Origin of the sequence: Streptomyces sp. NBC_00028, assembly GCF_045041065.1 — a bacterium.
Taxonomy (GTDB): Bacteria; Actinomycetota; Actinomycetes; order Streptomycetales; family Streptomycetaceae; genus Streptomyces.
Genome location: NZ_CP108293.1, coordinates 5,318,790 through 5,339,743, shown reverse-complemented (window position 1 = coordinate 5,339,743; position 20,954 = coordinate 5,318,790). Strand labels below are relative to the sequence as shown.

General features: G+C 71.1%; 20 protein-coding genes, 4 tRNA genes and 1 other RNA gene. 9 read left to right on the top strand and 16 right to left on the bottom strand.

What is annotated here, in order from left to right:
• The first annotated feature begins 233 nt into the window (after positions 1-233).
• The 8 genes from OG885_RS24085 to OG885_RS24050 all read left to right on the top strand — a co-directional run bounded on the left by OG885_RS24085 (position 234) and on the right by OG885_RS24050 (position 4,694).
• The gene (locus tag OG885_RS24085; RefSeq protein ID WP_399966198.1) at positions 234-551 is read left to right on the top strand and encodes an Lsr2 family protein; all 318 of its coding nucleotides are present in this window, start codon (positions 234-236) and stop codon (positions 549-551) included.
• A gap of 123 nt (positions 552-674) precedes the next feature.
• Positions 675-746 (top strand) — tRNA-Gly (locus OG885_RS24080).
• A 79-nt stretch (positions 747-825) separates the two neighbouring features.
• A tRNA-Gly gene (locus OG885_RS24075) sits at positions 826-901 on the top strand.
• 125 nt (positions 902-1,026) lie between these two features.
• Positions 1,027-1,950 carry an ABC transporter ATP-binding protein gene (locus tag OG885_RS24070; protein WP_405734875.1) on the top strand — a complete coding sequence of 308 codons (924 nt, stop codon included), beginning with the start codon at positions 1,027-1,029 and terminating at the stop codon, positions 1,948-1,950.
• Positions 1,947-2,726, top strand: a complete 780-nt coding sequence (locus tag OG885_RS24065; RefSeq protein ID WP_405734873.1) for an ABC transporter permease — start codon at positions 1,947-1,949, stop codon at positions 2,724-2,726. The genes OG885_RS24070 and OG885_RS24065 overlap by 4 nt, the downstream gene beginning before the upstream one ends.
• A gap of 14 nt (positions 2,727-2,740) precedes the next feature.
• The gene (locus OG885_RS24060; RefSeq protein ID WP_405734871.1) at positions 2,741-3,946 is read left to right on the top strand and encodes a sensor histidine kinase; all 1,206 of its coding nucleotides are present in this window, start codon (positions 2,741-2,743) and stop codon (positions 3,944-3,946) included.
• 40 nt (positions 3,947-3,986) lie between these two features.
• Positions 3,987-4,595, top strand: coding sequence for a response regulator (locus tag OG885_RS24055; RefSeq protein ID WP_399966194.1), 609 nt, complete (start codon positions 3,987-3,989; stop codon positions 4,593-4,595).
• Between the two features lie 23 nt (positions 4,596-4,618).
• Positions 4,619-4,694: transfer RNA gene (locus OG885_RS24050), tRNA-Gly, on the top strand.
• A gap of 42 nt (positions 4,695-4,736) precedes the next feature.
• On the opposite strand, the gene OG885_RS24045 is transcribed toward OG885_RS24050, so the two are convergent.
• The 6 genes from OG885_RS24045 to ffs all read right to left on the bottom strand — a co-directional run bounded on the left by OG885_RS24045 (position 4,737) and on the right by ffs (position 13,419).
• Entirely contained in the window at positions 4,737-5,636 is a 900-nt protein-coding gene (locus OG885_RS24045) for a phosphoribosylaminoimidazolesuccinocarboxamide synthase (RefSeq protein WP_405734868.1), read from the bottom strand.
• 68 nt (positions 5,637-5,704) lie between these two features.
• Positions 5,705-7,204, bottom strand: coding sequence for a N,N-dimethylformamidase beta subunit family domain-containing protein (locus OG885_RS24040; protein ID WP_405734866.1), 1,500 nt, complete (start codon positions 7,202-7,204; stop codon positions 5,705-5,707).
• A gap of 173 nt (positions 7,205-7,377) precedes the next feature.
• Entirely contained in the window at positions 7,378-9,129 is a 1,752-nt protein-coding gene (locus OG885_RS24035) for a hypothetical protein (protein WP_405742850.1), read from the bottom strand.
• Between the two features lie 350 nt (positions 9,130-9,479).
• Complete coding sequence (gene purD, locus OG885_RS24030; protein ID WP_405734864.1) at positions 9,480-10,733, bottom strand: phosphoribosylamine--glycine ligase; 1,254 nt, start codon at positions 10,731-10,733, stop codon at positions 9,480-9,482.
• Between the two features lie 111 nt (positions 10,734-10,844).
• Positions 10,845-13,244 carry a DNA polymerase III subunit gamma and tau gene (locus OG885_RS24025; protein WP_405734862.1) on the bottom strand — a complete coding sequence of 800 codons (2,400 nt, stop codon included), beginning with the start codon at positions 13,242-13,244 and terminating at the stop codon, positions 10,845-10,847.
• Positions 13,245-13,320: 76 nt separating this feature from the next.
• An RNA gene (gene ffs / locus OG885_RS24020) (signal recognition particle sRNA small type) lies at positions 13,321-13,419 on the bottom strand.
• A gap of 72 nt (positions 13,420-13,491) precedes the next feature.
• On the opposite strand from ffs, the gene OG885_RS24015 reads away from it, so the two are divergent.
• Positions 13,492-13,579: transfer RNA gene (locus OG885_RS24015), tRNA-Ser, on the top strand.
• Between the two features lie 79 nt (positions 13,580-13,658).
• Here OG885_RS24015 and OG885_RS24010 read toward each other — a convergent pair.
• The 10 genes from OG885_RS24010 to OG885_RS23965 form a co-directional block, all read right to left on the bottom strand.
• Positions 13,659-14,900 (bottom strand): tyrosine-type recombinase/integrase, encoded by a 1,242-nt coding sequence (locus OG885_RS24010; protein WP_405734860.1) that lies wholly within the window; start codon positions 14,898-14,900, stop codon positions 13,659-13,661.
• Positions 14,901-14,910: 10 nt separating this feature from the next.
• A complete protein-coding gene (locus OG885_RS24005) occupies positions 14,911-15,144 on the bottom strand; it encodes an excisionase family DNA-binding protein (RefSeq protein ID WP_280911796.1) in 234 nt (77 codons plus the stop codon).
• A complete protein-coding gene (locus tag OG885_RS24000) occupies positions 15,137-16,456 on the bottom strand; it encodes a replication initiator (RefSeq protein ID WP_405734858.1) in 1,320 nt (439 codons plus the stop codon). Before OG885_RS24000 ends, OG885_RS24005 begins: the two co-directional genes overlap by 8 nt.
• 123 nt (positions 16,457-16,579) lie before the next feature.
• Positions 16,580-16,828 carry a SpdD protein gene (locus tag OG885_RS23995; protein WP_405734856.1) on the bottom strand — a complete coding sequence of 83 codons (249 nt, stop codon included), beginning with the start codon at positions 16,826-16,828 and terminating at the stop codon, positions 16,580-16,582.
• 25 nt (positions 16,829-16,853) lie between these two features.
• On the bottom strand, positions 16,854-17,048 hold the full coding sequence (locus OG885_RS23990; RefSeq protein WP_057608714.1) for a hypothetical protein: 195 nt from the start codon (positions 17,046-17,048) through the stop codon (positions 16,854-16,856).
• Between the two features lie 16 nt (positions 17,049-17,064).
• On the bottom strand, positions 17,065-17,256 hold the full coding sequence (locus OG885_RS23985; RefSeq protein ID WP_405734854.1) for a mobile element transfer protein: 192 nt from the start codon (positions 17,254-17,256) through the stop codon (positions 17,065-17,067).
• Between the two features lie 266 nt (positions 17,257-17,522).
• Positions 17,523-18,155: a DUF2637 domain-containing protein gene (locus OG885_RS23980; RefSeq protein WP_405734852.1), complete on the bottom strand. Its 633-nt coding sequence runs from the start codon at positions 18,153-18,155 to the stop codon at positions 17,523-17,525.
• An 82-nt stretch (positions 18,156-18,237) separates the two neighbouring features.
• Positions 18,238-19,614, bottom strand: coding sequence for an FtsK/SpoIIIE domain-containing protein (locus tag OG885_RS23975; protein WP_405734850.1), 1,377 nt, complete (start codon positions 19,612-19,614; stop codon positions 18,238-18,240).
• Complete coding sequence (locus OG885_RS23970; protein WP_062244627.1) at positions 19,614-19,970, bottom strand: hypothetical protein; 357 nt, start codon at positions 19,968-19,970, stop codon at positions 19,614-19,616. Before OG885_RS23970 ends, OG885_RS23975 begins: the two co-directional genes overlap by 1 nt.
• Positions 19,971-20,140: 170 nt before the next feature.
• Positions 20,141-20,932: a GntR family transcriptional regulator gene (locus OG885_RS23965; protein WP_062049401.1), complete on the bottom strand. Its 792-nt coding sequence runs from the start codon at positions 20,930-20,932 to the stop codon at positions 20,141-20,143.
• Positions 20,933-20,954 lie beyond the last annotated feature (22 nt).

Here is a 20,954-nt window from a genome sequence, read left to right as displayed (position 1 = left end):
TCAGACTACCCGCACAAAATTTCTACGCGCGTTGACTTGTAGGAAGCTACGTGACGGCTGTCACGATCCGGTATCGGGACCGGTGTTCACCAAAATTTCCAGGAAAGATCCGCGATCGACACCCGATACCTATTGCGCTCGGACACGCCAAAGGATTTAGTCGGGCTTCACAATGCATTGTCGGGCACTGTACAAATGAATTGGCAAAGTGCCGTACGAAGGGACCGATATTCGTGGCGCAGAAGGTCGTGGTCACTCTCTTTGACGACATCGACGGCTCGGAAGCGGCGGAAACGATCGCCTTCGGACTCGACGGCAAGTCGTACGAGATCGACCTGAATCAGGTGAATGCCAAGAAACTGCGTAAGGCGCTCGAGCCCTACGTGGAGGCCGGCCGGAAGCGCTCACGGTCCGGCAAGGCGTACAAGCAGACCGAGGTCGCTCCCGACCCGGCGGCGGTCCGCGCCTGGGCCCAGGCCAACAAGATGGACGTGCCCGCCCGCGGCCGTATCCCCAAGAAGGTCTACGAGGCGTTCGCCGAGGCGCAGTAGCCCCGTCGACGCCCGGTCACCCGCCCCCCGGGGCAACCGACTTGCGCTGCACCCCTCCTGGTCGGCTAGAGTCTGGAGCACGCCGAGGGGCGGGGACGGAAAAGCCCAGCCCACGGAGTACATGCGGGTGTAGTTCAGTAGTAGAACATCCCCCTTCCAGGGGGAAGGCGCAGTGTGCAATTCCTGTCACCCGCTCTGCATCGCCGGTCTGGTCCTCTTGCGGATCAGGTAGGATGGTGCTCGCGCCGATCAGTGAGAGCTGGTCGGAGGCAATGCGAACGTAGCTCAGTTGGTAGAGCGCAACCTTGCCAAGGTTGAGGTCGCGAGTTCGAACCTCGTCGTTCGCTCCAGATCAAAGCCCCCCGGCTTCAGCCGGGGGGCTTTCTTCATGCCTGGTCAGGCGTCTGACATTTGTCATGCCGAGTGATGACAGCGCGCACTGCCTCCGGTCCCGAAGCGCCGAGATGCTGGGGCCATGAACACGAACGTGATTGAGGTCACCGACCTGCGACGCGTCTACGGGGGCGGGTTCGAGGCGGTCCGCGGGATCAGCTTCTCCGTGGCCCGCGGCGAGGTCTTCGCGCTGCTCGGCACCAACGGGGCCGGCAAGACGTCCACGGTCGAACTGCTGGAAGGGCTCGCCCCACCGGCCGGGGGCCGGGTGCGGGTGCTCGGGCACGATCCGCACGCCGAGCGGGCCGTCGTACGGCCGCGGACCGGCGTGATGCTCCAGGAGGGCGGCTTTCCGTCCGAGCTCACCGTCGCCGAGACCGCCCGGATGTGGGCCGGGTGCGTGAGCGGGGCACGGCCGCCGGCCGAGGCGCTGGAACTGGTCGGGCTCGCGCGCCGGAGCGACGTTCGGGTGAAGCAGTTGTCCGGGGGCGAGCGGCGGCGGCTGGATCTCGCGCTCGCGCTCCTCGGACGGCCCGAGGTGCTCTTCCTGGACGAGCCGACGACCGGGCTCGACGCCGAAGGGCGCCGGGACACCTGGGAGTTGGTGCGGGCGCTGCGCGACGGCGGTACGACCGTGCTGCTCACCACGCACTATCTGGAGGAGGCCGAGAGCCTCGCCGACCGGCTCGCCATCCTGCACGAGGGGCGGATCGCGGTCACCGGGACGCCCGCCGAGGTGACGGCCGGGCAGCCCTCGCGGATCTCCTTCGAGCTGCCCGAGGGGTACTTCCTGGGCGACCTGCCGCCGCTCGGGGAACTGGGGGTGCTCTCCCACGAGGTCGACGGTCGGGTCGTACGGCTGCGGACGCGGGAGTTGCAGCGGGCGGCCACGGAAGTGCTGGTGTGGGCCTCGGCGGCCGGGGTCGAGCTGCGGGGGCTCGATGTGCGGTCGGCATCGCTGGAAGAGGCGTTCCTGGGGATCGCGGCGCAGGAGGTCACGGCATGAGCGTCGTCGTCGACCGGATGGCGGTGGGGCGGATGAAGTCACTCGCGCGGGCCGAGCTGACGCTCTTCGGGCGCAGCAGGGGAATGATCGTCACCGCGGTGTTCATGCCGCTGGTGCTGCCGTTGAGTGTGCGGGCCGTGGTCGAGGACATGGACCTGAAGGGCACCGGGCTCAGCGTCGGGACGGTGCTGCTGCCGGGGGCGATCGGGTTCTCGCTGCTGTTCGCGGTGTACTCGGCGCTCGTCGGCGTCTTCGTCGCGCGGCGTGAGGAACTCGTCCTCAAGCGCCTGCGGACGGGAGAACTGCGGGACGGCGAGATCATCGCCGGGACCGCCCTGCCGGCCGTGACGACGGGGCTCGTGCAGTCCCTGGTGCTGGTCGCGGCCTGTACCGCCCTGCTCGACATCCCGGCCCCGAAGGCGCCGCACCTCGCCGTCCTGGGCCTGCTGCTCGGGCTGGCGACAAGTGCCCTGCTGGCCGCCGTCACCGCGGCGTTCACCCGGACCGTGGAGAGCGCTCAGGTCACGGCGTTGCCGCTGGTGCTGGTCGCCATGGCGGGGTCGGGGATGACCGTCCCGCTGGAGCTGCTGCCGGACCGGATGGCCTCGGTGTGCGAGCTGCTGCCGCTCACCCCGGTGATCACGCTGATCCGGGGCGGCTGGACCGGCGAGCTCAGCGCGTACGAGACGATCGGGCCGCTGATGACGGCGCTGGCCTGGGCGGCGGCGGGGGTGTTTGCTGTAGGGCGGTGGTTCCGGTGGGAGCCGAGGCGCTGAAGTACGGGGAGAACATGCGCGAGCCACGGAGCTGGTGGGGGCGGAAGAGCACGCCGGCCAAGGTCGAGACGTACACCCGGTGGTCGTTTCACTTCTTCGCGCTGACGGAGGCCGCCGCGATCGGGCTGCCGGTCCTCGGCTCGATGACGGGCCGGCTCGCGGCGCCTCTGCTGGCCCTGGTGATCGCGCACGCCGTGGCCTGTGCCGTGACCGCCTCGCGGGCGCTGGACTGGACGCTCGGCCGGCGTGAGCAGCCTGTCCACATGCTGTGGACACTCGGCGCGATCACCGCCGCGGTCGCCGTCACCGCGATCGGCATCTCGGAGCGCGGGCCCGGCGGGGACGACGTCGACACCGCGGCCGGCGGCGTCTTCGGGGTCGTCCTGATCTTCGGCGCCGGGGTCATCGCGCTGGGCGTGCGCGAGCGGCGGCGGGCGTACGCGGTCGTGGTCGGGTTCGCGGCGGGGGCCGGCGTCGTGGCCCTCCCACTGGGGCTGCCTGCGCCCGCCACCCTGGTGACGATGCTGATGGTGCTGCTCGGCGGCGGGTTCCTCGCCTTCACCTCCGCCTTCTCCATCTGGCTCCTCAACGCCGTCTACGCCCTCGACGAGGCCCGCGAGACCCGGGCCCGGCTCGCCGTCGCCGAGGAGCGGCTGCGCTTCGGACGCGATCTGCACGACGTCATGGGCCGCAACCTCGCGGTGATCGCGCTCAAGAGCGAACTCGCCGTACAGCTGGCCCGGCGCGGGCGGCCCGAGGCCGAGGAGCAGATGATCGAGGTGCAGCGCATCGCGCAGGAGTCGCAGCGCGAGGTGCGCGAGGTCGTACGGGGGTATCGCGAGGCCGACCTGGGGGTCGAACTCGCGGGGGCGCAGGGGGTGTTGGCGGCGGCCGGGATCGAGTGCACGGTCAGCGGGGAGGTGGCCGGGCTGCCGCTGGAGGTGCAGTCGGCGCTCGGCTGGGTGGTCCGGGAGGCCACGACGAACGTCCTGCGGCACGGGGACGCCAAGCGGTGCACGGTGGCCGTACAGCGGTCGGGCGAAGGTGTGGTGCTGACGGTGGAGAACGATGGGGCCGCCGGTGCGTCCGGGCCGGGTGGATCCGGGCTCGCCGGGCTGCGGGAGCGGCTGGCGGCGGTGGACGGGACGTTGGAGGCGGGACCTGTGCGAGAGGGCGTGTTCCGGTTGGTGGCCCAGGCGCGGACGGAGGCGGTCTCGTGACGGTGGGGCTGGTGGCCCGGAGGCCGGCGGAGGTGGTCTCGTGACCGTACGGCTGCTGCTCGCCGATGACGAGCATCTGATCCGGGGGGCGCTGGCCGCGCTGCTGTCGCTGGAGGAGGATCTGGCCGTCGTCGCCCAGGCCGCGTCCGGGCCCGAGGCGTTGGCGATGGCCCGGGCGCACGCACCGGATGTGGCGGTGCTCGATCTTCAGATGCCGGGGGCGGACGGTGTGAAGGTCGCCACATCACTGCGGGCCGAACTGCCCGGATGCCGGGTGCTGATCGTGACCAGTCACGGTCGGCCCGGACATCTCAAGCGGGCGCTTGAGGCGGGTGTGCGCGGGTTCGTCCCCAAGACGGTGAGCGCCCAGAAGCTCGCCGAGATCATCCGCACGGTGCATGCCGGAAACCGTTATGTCGACCCCGAGTTGGCCGCCGACGCGATCTCCGCCGGGGACTCGCCGCTGACCGCGCGCGAGGCCGAGGTGCTGGAACTCGCCGCCGACGGGGCGCCCGTCGCGGAGATCGCCGAGCGGGCCGCGCTGTCCCAGGGGACCGTACGGAACTATCTGTCGTCGGCCGTCTCCAAGCTCGGGGCGGAGAACCGGCACACCGCCGTACGTCTCGCGCGCGAGCGAGGTTGGGTATAGTGGGCACCGCGCTTCGGCGCAGTGCGAACGTAGCTCAGTTGGTAGAGCGCAACCTTGCCAAGGTTGAGGTCGCGAGTTCGAACCTCGTCGTTCGCTCCAGTTCAAAGGCCCCGGTCATCGACCGGGGCCTTTGTCATGCGGTCAGCTCCAGCTCGTGCCGGTCAGACGCTCGTACGCCTCGATGTACTTGGCGCGCGTGCGGTCCACGACCTCCTGTGGCAGCGCCGGCGGCGGCTGCTCGCTCTTGCGGTCCCAGCCGGAGGCCGGCGAGGTCAGCCAGTCACGCACGAACTGCTTGTCGTACGACGGCTGCGCGTGCCCCGGCTCCCATGACTCGGCCGGCCAGAAGCGGGAGGAGTCCGGGGTGAGGACCTCGTCGCCGATGACGAGGGTCTCGCCGTCGAAGCCGAACTCGAACTTGGTGTCCGCGAGCAGGATGCCCCGGTCGCGGGCGATGTCCCGGCCCCGGGTGTAGACGGCGAGGGTGGCCTGGCGCAGCTGGGCGGCGGTGTCGGCGCCGACCTGGCGGGCGACCTCCTCGTACGACACGTTCTCGTCGTGCTCGCCGACCGCGGCCTTGGTGGCCGGGGTGAAGATCGGGGCGGGGAGCTCGCTGCCGTCGGCCAGGCCCTCGGGCAGGGCGAGACCGCAGACCGTGCGGGAGTCGTTGTACTCGACCAGGCCGGAGCCGGTCAGATAGCCGCGGGCCACGCATTCCACCGGGACCATCGTCAGCGACTTGCAGACCACCGTGCGGCCCGCCCAGTCGGCGGGGGCGCCCTCGGGCAGCTCGGTGCTGATGATGTGGTTCGGGATCAGGTCGGCGAGCTGGTCGAACCACCACAGGGAGAGCTGGGTGAGGACACGGCCCTTGTCGGGGATCTCGGTGGGCAGCACCCAGTCGTACGCGGAGATGCGGTCGCTGGCGACCATCACGAGGTCGCCCGCCTCGTTCTGGTACAGCTCGCGCACCTTGCCGGTGTGCAGATGCACCAGACCCGGAACCTGGATCGGCTCGGGCTTTTCTACGAATCCGGACACGGTTCCTCCCCGTGGTTCTGTCCAACGGGTCGATTGTCCCTTATAGGCGGCTGACCTCGGACCAGGGGTCAGTCCCGCTTGCAGATGCGGTCCAGGAGGTTGGCGGTGGCGCGCTGGACGCGGGTGTCCACATGGCCCGGGCGGTCCAGGGACGGGGACCAGGCGAACGTCCCCGACGCGAAGACCAGGGCGCCCGAGGGGGCGCGGTAGAGGGAGGTCTCCTGGTGGCGGAGGGCGCCCTCGCTGTCGGCGTACGGGGAGTGCGCGAGCAGGATGCGGTCGTCGTGCTCGGGGAGCGCGGTGCGCGGGAAGTAGCGGTCGGCCTCGCCCGCGACCAGGCCCTCGATCTCGTCGCCGTCATGGGCGCCGGTCGCCTCCCACAGCCAGTGGCCGGCGTTGCGCACGACCAGGGGGTGGGGGTCGGGGACGCGACCCGCGTACTGGATGCCGACCAGCTGCTGCTCGGGGCGGTCGATCTCGCGCCACAGCACCGGACGGCCGGGGCCCCTGCGCTTGCGGCAGGTCAGCAGGCGGTCCGGGACGCCGGACGGGGAGGGGCCCAACTCCACCTGCCAGTACATGGTGTTGGCGGAGAGGAAGACCAGCGAGGTGCCGTGGTCCCTGGCTCTTTCCACCGTGCGGCGCATGTTCGTCGACCAGTACTCGTCGTGGCCGGGGAAGACCAGACCGCGGTAGCGGGTGGGGTCGACACGGCCGGAGTGCAGATCGCGGGCGTCGGCGTAGGCGAGGTCGTAGCCGTAGCGCTCGGCCCAGCGGATGAAGTCGTAGGCGTGGCCGACATGCAGGGGCAGGCCCGCGCCCGCGTACGGGCGGTCGAAGGAGACGGTGGTCGCCGCGTCGGACTCGCCGAGGAGCCGGCCGTCCTCGTCCCAGGCGTGGTAGAGGCTGGCACCGGTGCGGCCGTCCTCGGGGTAGAGGTTGTACGCCTGCCAGGTGACGTCCGGCAGGAGCAGGAGCAGGTCGGCCGGCTGGTCGTGGCGGACGGTGAAGGGGACGTGGGAGCGGTAGCCGTCGGCGGTGGTGAGGACCGCCACGTACGCCCCGATGCTCCAGTAGGAGGGGATCTGCAGGCGCCAGCTCAGCCACCAGTGGTGGCAGGAGACCGTGCGGTCCGCGGTGAGGGGCGGGGGCTGGACGATGCCGGACAGGCGCGGGCTGGTGGTGATCTTCGCGGCGCCGTCACCGCCGTAGTGGCCGATGCGGTAGACGTCGACGCTGAATTCCTGGGGCGGGTCGACCGTGATGTGGAAGTCGATGGCCTCGCCGGGGGCGGCCGCGCCGGTGGAGGCGAAGCCCTTGATCTGGCGGCGGACGTCATCGGCGGCGCGGGGGCCCCCGGCGGTTCGGGGGGCGGGGATCCGGGTGCCGGTGGCTCCGGCCGGGGGCTGGGGTGGGGCGGCGTCCACATACCAGGGGACGACCTGGCCCGTGTCGTCGAAGTAGGTCTCGCTGCCGCGGAGCCAGGGGAGGGGGCCCTGGCCGAAGGGGTCCGTCACGGCGTGCGCCAGGGCTCCCGACTCCCAGCGGCGGATCGGCTCCGGACCCATGGCTGCTCCCCTCCCTCGTGCCCCCGTGTGGTCGTGCGCGCGTTTGTCTTATGTCGTAAGCCCTTGCCATGTGCGCGATCGGTCCCAGCACATCACATTACGCACGCAGGCTGTCACTATTCGTTGCGAATTGGCCGAAAGTGGAATCAGGGCTTCCGATACGGTGGCCGGCCTCAGACGAGGCGGAGCGGCTTCTCCGGACGTATGCCCGCCTGGGTCAGCCAGTGGCGCAGCGGGGTGGGGTCGCCTTCCTCGATGAGGCTGAGGACCCCGGGGGCGAGGTCGGGGGTCCGCTCGCCGTCGATGAGGAGGGTCGGGCCGTCCAGCCAGTCCAGTCCGGGGGTGGCGCCGGCGGTGTCCATCGCGGCGCAGCAGACCATCGCCGTGACGTGGTCGGTGAGGAGTTCGCGGGCGGTGCGCGGGGGCTGGAGCGGGAAGAGCGGGAGGGTGGTGTCGTCCCAGGGGGGCGGGGTGTCGGGGGCCTTCGCCTTGGGGGCCGTGGCTTCCTCGCGGGCCAGTGCGGTGGTGAGGGCCGCGGCGAGGGTGGCGGTGCGTTCGTTGTCGAACTCGGCCTCGGAGTCGGCGTCGGCGTCGGCCTCGCCCTCGGCGGTCCCGGGGTCGGGATCGGGGGCCGGCGCGGGCTGCTGGAGGCCCGGGGTCGCCAGGTAGTCCAGGACCCTCGACAACGTGGGGCCCGCCGGTTCCAGGGCCGTGGGCGGCGGGGTGTGGTGGATGCCCTGGGCGTCCAGGACCCGGTGGAGACGGGCCGCGTCCAGGCGCCACTTCCGGTCCACCACCTCTTCCGGGTACTCCTGCCAGTCGACCGGGGCCCAGTCCGGGCCGCGCTCGGCCGGGCCGCCGTGGAAGAGGCGGGCGGCGAGGAGGGAGGTCGCCTCGTCGATCGCGCCGGGCTCCTCCAGAAGGTCGCAGGCCGGGCGCTCGCCCAGACGCGAGGCGAAGCCCTCGGCCAGCCGGTCGCGGCGGGACAGCTCCGTCAGCGCGGCCACCACTCCGGCGTCGAGACGGGAGGGCCAGCGGCCCATGCGCCAGGCGGGCAGCGCGACGCGGGTCAGCAGGCGGTCCCAGCCCGCGTACGCCAGACCCACCTGCTCCTGCGCGACGATCCGCAGGCCGTAGTCGACCGCCTGCGCGCGCTCGGCCGCCGCGGCGGCCACCCCGCGCTCCATCAGCGCCGCATGCTCCCGGCAGCTGCGCAGCAGCAGCCGCGCCACCCAGCCGACGCCCGCGCAGACCACGCGGGTCAGCGGGCAGCGGCCGGAGGTCGAGGAGACGGCGACCGCGGCGTCCAGACCGCGCACGAAACGGCGGGCCGCGGCTATGTCCGGGTGGGCGGAGGGGCCCGTACCGGCGACGACGGGCGCGAGGACCGCGCGGAGCTCGCCCACGCGCATCCACCACAGGAACGGGGAGCCGATGACGAGGACGGGGGCCGCGGTCGCCCGGCGGTTCGCGCCGCGGGCGCCGGTGAGCTCGTCCCGCTCCTCCTTCGGGGGCGGGCCGTGGGCCGGGTGGGTGCGGTCCTCCAGCCAGCTGTCGCAGTCCGGGGTGAGCGCTATCGCGGAGGGGGCGGGGACGTCGAGGCGGTCGGCCAGGTCACGCACCATCCGGTACAGGTCCGGAGCGGACTCCTCGGCGATCGAAACCGTCGGACTCACCGCGGGGCGGGCGCGCGCGACGACCAGGGCGACGACGGCGGCCGCCGTCAGGACGAGGACGGCGAGCGGGGTGACGGTCCAGCGGGCGGCATGCCAGCCGGGGCCGACCAGATGGCCGGTGATCCCGCCCGCGTACAGCACCACGGCGAACGCGGCGGGCAGCAGGGCGACGGCCAGCGCGCGACTGCGGATGCGCAGCACGGCCAGCGCCCGGGAACGGGCGGCCTGTGCGCCCGCCTCCACACCCATACCGGTCACGACCGGAATCGCCCCCTCCCTGCTGTCCTGGCGTTGCTCATTCCCCCACTGTGGCACCCACCACCGACATCGCAATGCCGGTGGGCCAAGTGCCGGAACGCTTGCGCCGCACCCTAGTTGGGCCCTTGGCCTCCGTCAGCCGGAAAAGACATCGGTCACTCGATGGAATGGCTTTGGGGAAAGGTGGATGACGGACAGCGAGGATCAGGCCCGGGATCTTGACTTGGATTCAGTCACGTTCCTCGTCGCGTTCACAGGCGCGCGGAAGGGGCAGGCCCCGAATCCAGAGACGGATTCGGGGCCTGCTCGGTTCATCGGATCCCGTGGCCGGTTACGGCCGTTCAGGCGCCGGACGCCGCCTTCGCGGCGATGTCCGTGCGGTGCTGGGAGCCGTCGAGGTGGATGCGGCCGACGGCGGTGTACGCGCGGTCGCGGGCCTCGTGGAGGTCCTTGCCGGTCGCCGTCACGGACAGCACCCGGCCGCCCGCGCTGACCACGGCGTCGCCGTCCTGCCGGGTGCCCGCGTGCAGGACGTACGCGTGCGGGGCGTCCTCGGCGGCCACCGCGTCCAGGCCGGTGATCGGGTCGCCGGTGCGCGGGGTGCCGGGGTAGTTGTGCGAGGCGACGACCACGGTGACCGCGGCGTCCTCGCTCCAGCGCAGCGGCGGCAGATCGGCGAGGTCGCCCTTGGCGGCGGCCAGCAGGAGACCGGCCAGCGGGGTCTTCAGCCGGGCCAGGACCACCTGGGTCTCGGGGTCGCCGAAGCGGGCGTTGAACTCGATGACACGGACGCCGCGGCTGGTGATCGCGAGGCCGGCGTAGAGCAGTCCCGAGAAGGGGGTGCCGCGGCGTCGCATCTCGTCGACGGTCGGCTGGAGGACGGTGTCGAGGACCTCCTCCACCAGCTTCGGGTCCGCCCACGGCAGCGGGGAGTACGCGCCCATGCCGCCGGTGTTCGGGCCCTCGTCGCCGTCGAGGGCGCGCTTGAAGTCCTGGGCGGGCTGGAGGGGGACGACGGTCTCGCCGTCGGTGACGGCGAAGAGGGAGACCTCGGGGCCGTCCAGGAACTCCTCGATGACGACGCGGTCGCAGGCGTTGGCGTGCGCCCGGGCGGCCTCCAGGTCGTCGGTGACCACGACGCCCTTGCCCGCGGCGAGCCCGTCGTCCTTGACGACGTACGGGGCGCCGAAGGCGTCGAGCGCCTCGTCGACCTCGTCGGGGTTCGTGCAGACGTAGGAGCGGGCGGTCGGCACACCGGCGCCGGCCATCACGTCCTTGGCGAAGGCCTTGGAGCCCTCCAGCTGCGCGGCCTCCTTCGAGGGGCCGAAGACCGGGACACCCAGCTCGCGCACGGCATCGGCGACACCGGCGACGAGCGGCGCCTCCGGGCCTACGACGACCAGCTCGGCGCCGAGCTCACCGGCCAGCGCGGCGACGGCCTTGCCGTCCAGGGCGTCGACCTGGCGCAGCTCGGCGACCTCGGCGATGCCGGCGTTGCCGGGGGCGCAGTACAGCGCGGTGACGTCGGGGTCGAGGGACAGGGAGCGGCACAGGGCGTGTTCGCGGGCGCCGCTGCCGATGACGAGGACCTTCACGGGGTTCAGGGTAACCGGCGGGGAGGGCGGAGCTTTGTGCGGGTTGCCGAGGGGAGGGCAGCGGGAGCCTTGTACGTTCCTCTGACGCCCTCTCTTCGCAGGGCGCCCGCCCTACTCGTTCGTGAACTCCTCCATCACCGTCGCCCCGAGCTCCCGCACGATCAGTTCACGGCCGGACAGGGCCGATTCGTTGAGGTCGGGATCGTCGTCCTCCGGGATGTCGTCCTCGGGGGCGACCGGGGGCGGCTCCGGGGCCGAGGGCCGCGGTGCCGGGGTCGAAGGCGCCGGAGCGGGGGTCGCCTGGGCCGGTGCCGGGGCGGGCTGGGCCGACTGGGGGCGGGCGGCGGGGGCCGGGGACGGCGGGGCGGGGGCGCCGTAGCCGCCGGGTCCGCCCGGGGCGCCCGGGGCGCCTGAAGCGCCTGGGGCGCCGCCGTAGCCACCGCTGAAGTTCTGTGTCGCGCCCCCCGTCTGGGGTGGGGCGGAGCCGCCCGACGCGTCGACGAGCGCCTCGATCTTCCACTGCACGCTGAACTGCTCGGCCAGCGACTGCTTCAGGACCTCCTCACTGCCGCTGCTCACGAAGTTGTCGCGGGCACCGGCGTTGACGAAGCCGAGCTGGAGGGTGGTGCCGTCGAAGCCCGTCACCTGGGCGTTCTGGCTGAGCAGGATCCAGGTGAAGCGGCGGCGGTTCTTGACGGCCTCCAGGATGTTCGGCCAGAGCATGCGGGGGTCGAGGCCACCGGCCGGGGGTGCGTAGGCCCCCGCGGCCGCGGGGGGCGCGGTCTGCGGGGTGGGTGCCGGGGTGGCGGCGGCTACCGGCTGGGGTGCGGCGGGGGTGTTCGGTGCGGCCGGGGGCTGGGCACCGCCGCCCGCCGGGGCCGCCGTGGGCCAGCCGCCGGGGCGCCGGCCGCCGCCCGCGGGCGCGGCCGTGGGCCAGGCGCCGGGGGCGGGTCCGGAGGCAGGGGTGGAGGCGGGTGCCGGGGTGGGGGTAGCGGTAGGGGCTGGTGCGGGAGGGGGCTGGGGCGGGTTGGCGTCCGTCGGAGGCAGGGCGGCGGCCGAGGCGGCGGGCTGAGGCGCCGCCGGCGTCCCTTGACCCGGCTGGCTCGGCTGAACCGACTGGCCCGGCTGGCCTTCCTGGCCCTGCGGGGCCTGGTGCATCGGCTGGCCCGGCTGCATCGGCTGGCCCGGCGCTCCTCCGGGCGCGCCTCCACCCCGTACCGCCGCGCGGGCCGCCGCGGCGCCGCCGCCCGGTGGGATGGGGGCGCCAGCCATGGGGGCGTGGGCGTCAGGGGCGGGGACGTACCCCATCGCCGGCATCGCGGGCGCGGCTCCGGCGGCCCCGGCTGAGAAGTTGACGCCTCGCTCCAGACGGTCGAGGCGGGCCATCACCGAGCGTTCGTCGCCATAGGCGGCGGGCAGCAGTACGCGCGCGCAGATCAGCTCCAGCTGGAGGCGCGGGGACGTGGCACCCCGCATCTCCGTGAGGCCCTCGTTGACGAGGTCGGCGGCACGGCTGAGCTCGGCCGCGCCGAAGGTGCCGGCCTGGGCCTGCATCCGTTCCAGGACGTCGGCCGGGGCGTCGATGAGCCCCGTCTCCGTGGCGTCCGGAACGGCGGCGAGGATGACGAGGTCGCGCAGCCGCTCCAGCAGATCCGCGACGAAGCGACGCGGGTCGTTGCCGCCCTCGATGATCCGGTCGACGACCTCGAAGGCGGCGGCGCCGTCACCGGTGGCGAAGGCCTCGACGACGGAGTCGAGCAGCGAGCCGTCCGTGTAGCCGAGGAGGGAGGTGGCCATGGCGTATGTCACACCCTCCTCGCGCGCACCGGCGAGGAGTTGGTCCATGACGGACATGGAGTCACGCACGGAGCCCTGACCCGCGCGGACGACCAGGGGGAGCACACCCTCCTCGACGGGGATGTTCTCCTTCCCGCACACCTCGCCGAGGTACTCCCTCAGCGTCCCCGGCGGCACGAGCCGGAAGGGGTAGTGGTGGGTCCGCGAGCGGATGGTGCCGATGACCTTCTCGGGCTCGGTCGTGGCGAAGATGAACTTGAGGTGCTCCGGGGGCTCCTCGACGACCTTCAACAGGGCGTTGAAGCCCGCCGACGTGACCATGTGGGCCTCGTCGATGATGTAGATCTTGTACCGGCTGCTCGCGGGCCCGAAGAATGCCTTCTCGCGCAGCTCACGGGCGTCGTCCACGCCTCCGTGGGACGCGGCGTCGATCTCGATGACGTCGATGGAGCCGGGGCCGTTGCGCGCGAGGTCCTGGCAGGACTGGCACGTGCCGCACGGGGTGGGCGTGGGACCTTGTTCACAGTTCAGGCAGCGCGCCAGGATGCGCGCGCTCGTCGTCTTGCCGCAACCGCGCGGACCGCTGAACAGGTACGCGTGATTGACCCGGTTGTTCCGCAGCGCCTGCTGCAACGGGTCGGTGACATGCTCCTGCCCGATGACCTCGGCGAACGACTCCGGGCGATAGCGGCGGTACAGCGCGAGAGACGACACGCATACGAGGTTATAGGCGCCCACTGACAACCCGGGCCCACGGAGACTCCCCCGGCTGCCCCGGCTCTTCCCCTGGAACGCAAGCGCCCCCCACGCACCCGCCAGAGCCGACCTACCCTTGCTGCCTTCCGGCCCTGGGGGAGTTCAGTCAGATAGCGCCGCGTGAGGGGCTGCCCAAACAGTACCCGATGGCCGGGGGTGGGAACGAGTTCGCGAGCACTCCTCAACGTCTTGTATTGTTTGCGGCGGAGGATTCGCCTAGAGGCCTAGGGCGCACGCTTGGAAAGCGTGTTGGGTTCACACCCTCACGAGTTCGAATCTCGTATCCTCCGCCAGTGCCTCACCGGGCACGATGTCGAAGGGCCCCACCGTTCGCGGTGGGGCCCTTCGTCGTTGTCCGTCTCAGTTTCCGTCTCAGTTCGTCTTCGGCGGCTCCCAGAGAGCGTCGCCGACCTGTTGGGCGACCTTCCGCAGCAGTGTCCCGGTGACGTGCATGTACCGAGCGCGCATCCGGGCCGCTCCCCCGGGCTCCCAACCCATGATCGCGTCGACCACAACGTCCGGGACGCCGAGGATCAGGAGGACGGTCGCGGCGGTGTGACGAGCGTCATGGAGACGGCCGTCTCGTACGCCCGCGTCCCTCAGGAGCTTCTTCCAGGTGTGGAAGTCGGTGTTGGGGCTGAGCGGGCCGCCGGTCGGGGAGGCAAAGACGTATCCCTTGTCCTCCCAGTCGGTACCGGCATCGATCCGCTCCTTCTCTTGCTGCTCCTGGTGCTGGCGGAGGAGCTTGATCAGCGGGTCGGGGAGACCGATGGTGCGACGTCCGGCGCGGGACTTGGTGGACTTGTGCTCGCGGCGGGTCTGCTGTTTCTGGGGGCAGTAGCCGGCCTTCCGGCCGCACGGGTGGTCTCCACACCCGTGGGCGTACTTGGGGCGGAGGCGGTTCTTGCGGATGCGGACGTATCCCGTGTCCAGGTCGACGTCTTCCCAGTGAAGGCCGAGGGCTTCCCCTTGTCGGAGGCCGAGTGCCAGGGCGACGACCCACCTCGTGCTGTTGCGTAGCTTGGCGGCCTCGACGAGGAGGCTCTGAACCTCCTCGATCGTGAACGGCTCGATGTCCTCTTCTTCGAGACGCGGTGCCTTGGCGATCTCGGCCACGTTGGTGGCGACGTGGCCGCGTCGCTTGGCCTCCCCGAGGGCGACCCGGATCGTTCGGTGAGCGTGGTGGGCGGTGCCGGCGGAGCTCCCGGCGTCCTGCATCTTCCGGTAGAAGCTCTCCAGGTGCTCGGGCTCCAGCTTGTCGAGCTTGTGAGCACCCAGGCCAGGGACGAGGTGAACGCGTACGTCGACCTCGTAGCCGTCGTACGTGTTCTCGGAGACGTACGGCTTGGCGATGTTCTCGACCCAGTGCTCAAGCCAGGCTTGCAGCGTCCAGCCCTGCCCCGGCTTCCTGAGCTTCTTGTCGTCCCGCGCCCGCTCCATTTCGCGGACGGCCCTGGTCACCTCGGCCTTGGTCTTGCGCTCGATGTGGCGGCGGTCCGGCTTGCCGTCGTCGCGGACGCCCACCGTCACTCGACCGTGCCACTTGCCGTCTTTGCCGAAGTAGATGGAGGAGGCCCCGTTGGGCTGTCGGGAGCGCGTCTTCTTCTCTGCCATGACGTCTCCCTCAGGCCGCTTGTGCGGGTCGGTGGCGGAGCTTGGTGACGTAGGCCGGTACGGCGTCGGCGGGGACTCGGCGGAGTCTTCCGACCGTGACCGACTCGATCTCTCCGGCGAGGACGAGCCGGAAACACGTCGTACGGCCGATACGGAGGCGCCGGGCCGCTTCCTCGACGGTCAGGAGGACGAGGGACGGGTCGGGCTGCTCGGGCCTGCTGACAGGGACTCGGGGCTCAGCCACGAGTTGGTTCTCCTTCCGTTCCGGGGGCGGGTTCGAGGGATGCAGACAGCCAGGCTTCGGTGTCGGAGAGGCCGGTGCCGGCAAAGACCCAGTGGGCGAGGACGTACGTGGTGTCGGTGGTGGGGCTATTGGTCTCTGTGGCTTGGGCGCGGCGCCATTCGGCGCGGGCGTTGCGGAGGGCGCCGAGGGTGGTGGAGTAGCGGCGGGACTTGGTGGAGAAGTGGCCGCGGAAGCCGAGCATGTGAGCCCAGGCTCGTAGGCGGAGGTGTTCGAGGTCTTTGCGTGCGCCGAGGGTCCAGGCGGTTCGGATGAGTTGGCGGGCGTGGTCGCTGATGTCGAGTTGGGCCAGTTCGGCGACGAACTTCAGGGGGCGGTCGAGGGCTCCCGTCGCGGTTTCGGCGCCCTTGGTGGCGTACTTGGCGATGTAGGCGGCGACCGCGCGTTCGGTCAGCTCCTGGCCGTCGTTGAAGTCGGCGGTTCGGATGGTGCGAACGTCGAGTTGGCGGCCGAAGGTGAAGGTGTGGGTGCGGCCGTCGATGACTGGGCCGTCGACGCGGACCTTGGAGGCGGCGGTTTCTATGGCGTCGGAGAGGAGTTCGGCCGTGGCCCAGGCGGGCGGTGGGGTGTTGCCTCCGCCGGGGCCGTCGATGCGGATGACCGCGTGGAAGTGGACGGCTCCGCGCTTCTGGTACTCGGCGACCTTGGCGAAGGAGACGCGGGCGTGGTCGCGGAGGCGGCGTTGGCTCAGGCCTGCGCGCTTGGCGACCTCTCGGCGGAGGTAGATCGAGAAGCGGCGCCAGAGGGCGCCCGCGTGGGCGTTCCAGAGAACGGCGGCTTCGTAGTCGTAGGTGTCGGGGTTGAGTGGAGAGCCGAGGCTGTCGTCCTCCTGGTCGTGGTGGAGGCCGCAGTGGCAAGGGCGTCCGTCCGTACGGCGGTTGTGGACCGGGCCGAAGCCGGGAGCGGTGAAGGTGGCGAACACGCGGGGGTGGGTGCCGACCTGTTCCGGGGTGCCCTTTCCGCCGCGCAGTCCGGCGGTGATCAGGTGGAAGGTGTCGCGGCGGTAGACCTCGGCGCAGGCCGGGCAGCGGGTGGTGCGGCGGTTGTTGCAGCGGACGAGGAGTTGGCCGGCGGGGAGGCTGGTCGAGTCGAGGTGGTGGAGGACGTTGCCGATCTCGCCGGTCGCGGTGTCGACGTCGTACTCGATGCGGTGGCCGTCGAGGCGGATGGGGTGGGTGCAGCCGCCGAGGCTGGAGAGCTGGCGGAGGATACCGGGGAGCGTTCCCTGGGCGGCCAGGTTCGCGAGTTCCGGCACGGGAGCCGGGGTGGTGCGGGTGAAGATGACGTTTCTCCTTCTGACTGGCTCGGTCGGGAGGAACAGGCCCCGGGGCGGCGAAATGCTTGGTCGTGTGCCGCCGCCCCGGAGGCCGGGCGGGATCTAATGGCGCTGCTGGTCGCGGAGCAGGGAGCGCAGGACCACGGCGGCTACGGCGACGGAGATGGCCGTGACGGCGACGGCGGCCAGGAGCGCGGTGAGGACGACTCCGCCGATGACCAGAGCCGCGACCGTCTTCTGATCGATGGACACCGAGGGCAGCGAGCGGCGGGCCGGTGCCGGGTCGGTCGTTGCGGTGTGGGTGGGTGAGGGCGGCGGGGTCGGGTTGTCGGGGTACTTGGGCAGGAACACAGCGAACCCTTTCTTATCTACTCGTCTAGTCATGTGAGCCGTTTATGACGGTCACGCCGGAGCGCGTGCCGGATTCGATGGCGGGGGCGAGGAAGGTGTGGGAGAGCCAGAAGCCGAAGAGGGCGATCAGGACGACGATCCAGGTGCGGACGCCGAGGAACTTGACCGCTCCCCAGGCGAAGAAGCCGAGGACGACGACGAGGGGCAGACTGACGGTCACGGGAGGACGGGTCCTTTCAGCGGACGGGGCAGCGGTGGGTGCGGGCGGCCAGTTCGGCGGCGCTGCGGCTGTCGTAGTCGGCTGAGAAGCCGCAGCGAGGGGCGGTGCAGGCGGCGGTGTGCTTCTCGCAGCCCCGGCCGTCGTAGGAGGTGGCGACCTGGACGGGGCCGATGCGAGTGACGTTGCGGAAGCGGCGGTTGGCTGGCACAGCCGGTTTCCTTTCCTTTGTTCGCTTGTCTGGGGCGCGCGGACGTGTGTAGATGAGCGGCATGTCACAAGGTGCGCGGCAGCTGGCCGCCTTCGGTTCGGCCGCGTTGATACTCGGGCTCGCTTGCGTCGGGGCAAGGTGGTGGTTGGGCGAGTCCTGGGCCACCGTGATCACCACGTGCTGCCTTGAGGTACTGATCATTTCGGCCGTCATCGGAACGCGGCGAGTGATGCGGAAGCGGTAAAGCCTCCCGACAGGGCCCGCCTTCAGAGTTGGGCGGCGATGGCTTCGGCCATGGGTGCGGGAACGCCGAGGCGGGCGCGGAGGGTTGGGGTGTCGATCCGGGTTCCGGTGCGGGTGTGGTGTTCGGCGGCGACCTTGCGGGCGTGGTCGACCAGGGCGACCGGGACCGGGACGGGCGGGGTTGGCGTGGGTGATTCGGTGGTGGGTTGGGCAGGCGGGTCGGGTGTGGCTTCGGGCTCGTCCTCCTGGTCCTCCATGACCTCTGTGCCGATCTCGTCGGTGGTCTCCTTGGGCGCCGAGTGCGCGAGGAGGGTCCCGCCGAGGAAGGCGACCGCGGGCCAGCCCGCGACGAGGATGCGCAGCCAGGCCGGCACGTCGGTCATGTCGAGGAGTCCGGCAGTGGCGACGTTGGCGCCGAGGGAGGCGGTGAGTGCGATGACGAACCAGCACCAGGCGGCCGCCGCTTTGGCCGTACCGGTGCGGAGTCGACGCCATGCGGCGACGAGCAGCAGGTCAACGCTGATCGGGTAGGCCCACGCTTTCCATCCGTCCTGTCCGGCCGCCATGGCGACGTCGTGGATGTGGGCGAAGGACAGTGCGGCGGCGATGAGCGCCTGTACCAACACCGCGTCGACACGGGCCAGATGGGCGCGCACGGTCCGGCTCCTTTCGGTTTCGGGCATGGCAGGGGTAGGGACGTGGCGCGAGGCGGTCACGCCGACCGGGTGGAGGGGAGCGTCAGTCGGTCACCGGGTGCGGCAGGGCGGCCGGGTCCGGGGTCGCGACGAGGCGTACGGGGACGTCGGGCCGGAAGGGCTTGAGCGCGGGCAGGTCGGGCACCAGGTGCGCCGACTCCCGGCAGATCTCGGCGGCATCGCCGAGGGAGAGATACGGGGTGCGGATGCGGGACCAGCCACCGGAGGTATCGCCCGCAACGGCCAGGCCGGGCAGTTCGGAGGCGATGGCGCAGGCGGCGAAGACCGCTTCCGGGGCGATGTCGCCGAGGGCCATCTTGGCGGAGGCTTCGTCGTTGACGCGGTGGCAGACCCGGCCGGTGAGCTGGGCACGGAGCATGGTGGCGCCCTTGCCGAGTTCGGCGCCGAAGCGCTGCCCGCACACCTCCAGGTAGATGCCGGCCGCGCGGCCGAGCTGGGCAAGGCGGATGAGCTGGGTGACCATCTCGTCCCGGCGTTCCTCGTCCTTGCGGGTGGCGGTGAGGAAGAGTTCGGCCACCTCGTCGACGAACAGGACGACGGGAGTGGGCCGTTCACTCTCGGGCAGGCCCCAGATGTCGGAGGTGATCTCCTCGTCCGCGGTGTCGGGCGCGATGCCCTGCCTGGCCTTGATCAGGTCGTATCGGTCCTCCATTTCCTTGACCAGCACGGGCAGCAGCTCTGCGGCTTCGTCCGGATCGGTGGCGAGGGCGGACAAGCGGGCGGCGAAGGGCGCCAGCTCAACGCCGCGCTTGCAGTCAATACCGACGAGGGCGACGGCCTGAGGAGCCAGCCCGGTGATGAGGTGGCGCAGGTACATGGACTTGCCCGACAGCGTTGCGCCGAGGGTGAGCTGATGGGGAACGGTGCGGTAGTCCCGTACGAACGGAGTGGCGTCCTCCCGCAGGGCAACCGGCACCTTGAGCAACCCGGCGTCCGTCTTGCGGGGCATACGGACTCGCCGTAGTACGTCGTAGCCGACGAGCCGCAGTTCGACGACACCCGGCTTGATCGTGGTGACGTAGACGGCGTGAACTCCCCAAGCATGCCGCAGCCGTTCGGCCGAGGCGGCGACGTCGGCGGGTTCCTGCCCGGGTGCGAGCCGCAGCCGGAGGCGCAGCCCGGTCGAGGTGGGCCGGATGATGCCTCGGCGGGGCGGGACCGGCCGAACCTCCCGCCGAGTAGTGGCCTTCACTGCGAGGACCCGCAGCCGAGAAGGAGCAACGGTCAGGCCGCAGGCCTCCATGACGGAGCCGTACGAGCTGAGCAGGCGGGCGGTGGATATCGGGCCGCCAATGGCGGACCAGTAGACCGCCGGGCACTTGGCCCGGGTGTAGGCAGCCCCGCCGCCGAGCGCGGCGACAGGACCACCCACCTCCAGGAGCGTCGTGAGTTCGGTCATCAGGCGGTGGCTCCCATGGCGGCCGGGAAGGCGGCCGGGGTGACGGCGGCGGCCCGGAAGGCGATGCCGTGACGCTGCTGCCCGTTGAACACGGACTCCCACGGCCGGGCGACAAGCCCCGGCAGCGAGACCGGAGCGCCCAGGTTCAGGCCCTCGGAGACACCGCCCTCCGGCACGGTGACCTTGATCAGCGAGGACTCGCCGTCCTCGATGTAGACGACGCCGAGCGTCATCAGCGCCTCACCGCTGACGGCGTCCTTGGCAATCTCGCCGGTCTGACGGTCGCGGACCTTGGGCTCAGGAGCCTCGGTGAGGAGGATCGTCGCGGCAGAGGTCTCAACACGGATGGTACGCAAGACAGTTTCCCTATCTACTCGTCTATACATGTAGCGATCTGCGAACCCGACCTCTCGGGCTCACGACGATCACCCTGCCACACAACTTGCCCACTCGTCTATACGAGTATGCATGCTGAGGTGTACGAGTTCGGGAGAGCGTCCCCGCGCACCATCGCAAACCATGACGATCAGGTCGCCGGAAGCTGATACGACAGGACGTAGGCGTCTGCCGCCATGACCGTGTCGCACACCTCGACGGCCCGCGCCTCGGTGTCGAAGGCGGTGCGGATCAGGTGGATGACCGGCACGCCGGAGGCCAGCCGGAGCGTCTTGACCTCGTCAGGCGAGGGCATCCGGGCCCGGATCTCCTCCTCGAAGTGGTCCAGGCGGTGGCCGAGTTCTTCGAGGCGGGCGTAGATGCCACCCGGGCCGGGGTTGGGCTCGGCGATCTGCGTACCACGGGCGATGTCGAGGGGCAGGTAGGAGGTGGCGAACTCGACCGGCTTCCCGTCCAGCAGATACCGGCGTCGGCGGGCGAGCACCCGCCGTACGGAGCCGAGCCGGGTGGAGATGTCCTGACTGGCCTTCTCTTCCTTGACCTCAAGGCTGTCGACCTGGGGATGACTGCCGACCGTGTCCGCCTCGACGATGAACGCGGACTTGCCCTGCTCTCGATGCCGGCGGGCGAACCGGTCGGAGGCGAGCCGCCGTACGGGGGGCCGAGGCCGGACGAACACACCCTTGCCATGCTCGGCATGGACGAGTCCCTCCCCTTGGAGGATGGAGAAGGAGTTGCGGACGGTCATCCGGGATACCCCGTAGTGGTCCACAAGCTCAGCCTCGGAGGGCAGCTTCTCGCCCTCTCTGAACCGCCCACGGTCGATGGCCTCACGCAGTTGGTCGGCGATCTGCCGGAAGACCGCACGGTCGCTCGTGGGGTCGAGATCACCGAGCAGGCCGGAGGGAAGAGCAGGGGTCACGAGTGCACTCCTTTAGGTATCT

Coding starts and splice junctions, on each gene's coding strand:
- OG885_RS24070 (WP_405734875.1), top strand. CDS start 1,027: ATGAACACGAACGTGATTGAGGTCACCGACCTGCGACGCGTCTACGGG.
- OG885_RS24060 (WP_405734871.1), top strand. CDS start 2,741: ATGCGCGAGCCACGGAGCTGGTGGGGGCGGAAGAGCACGCCGGCCAAG.
- OG885_RS24010 (WP_405734860.1), bottom strand. CDS start 14,900: ATGGCAGAGAAGAAGACGCGCTCCCGACAGCCCAACGGGGCCTCCTCC.
- OG885_RS24065 (WP_405734873.1), top strand. CDS start 1,947: ATGAGCGTCGTCGTCGACCGGATGGCGGTGGGGCGGATGAAGTCACTC.
- OG885_RS24040 (WP_405734866.1), bottom strand. CDS start 7,204: ATGGGTCCGGAGCCGATCCGCCGCTGGGAGTCGGGAGCCCTGGCGCAC.
- OG885_RS24035 (WP_405742850.1), bottom strand. CDS start 9,129: ATGGGTGTGGAGGCGGGCGCACAGGCCGCCCGTTCCCGGGCGCTGGCC.
- OG885_RS23975 (WP_405734850.1), bottom strand. CDS start 19,614: ATGACCGAACTCACGACGCTCCTGGAGGTGGGTGGTCCTGTCGCCGCG.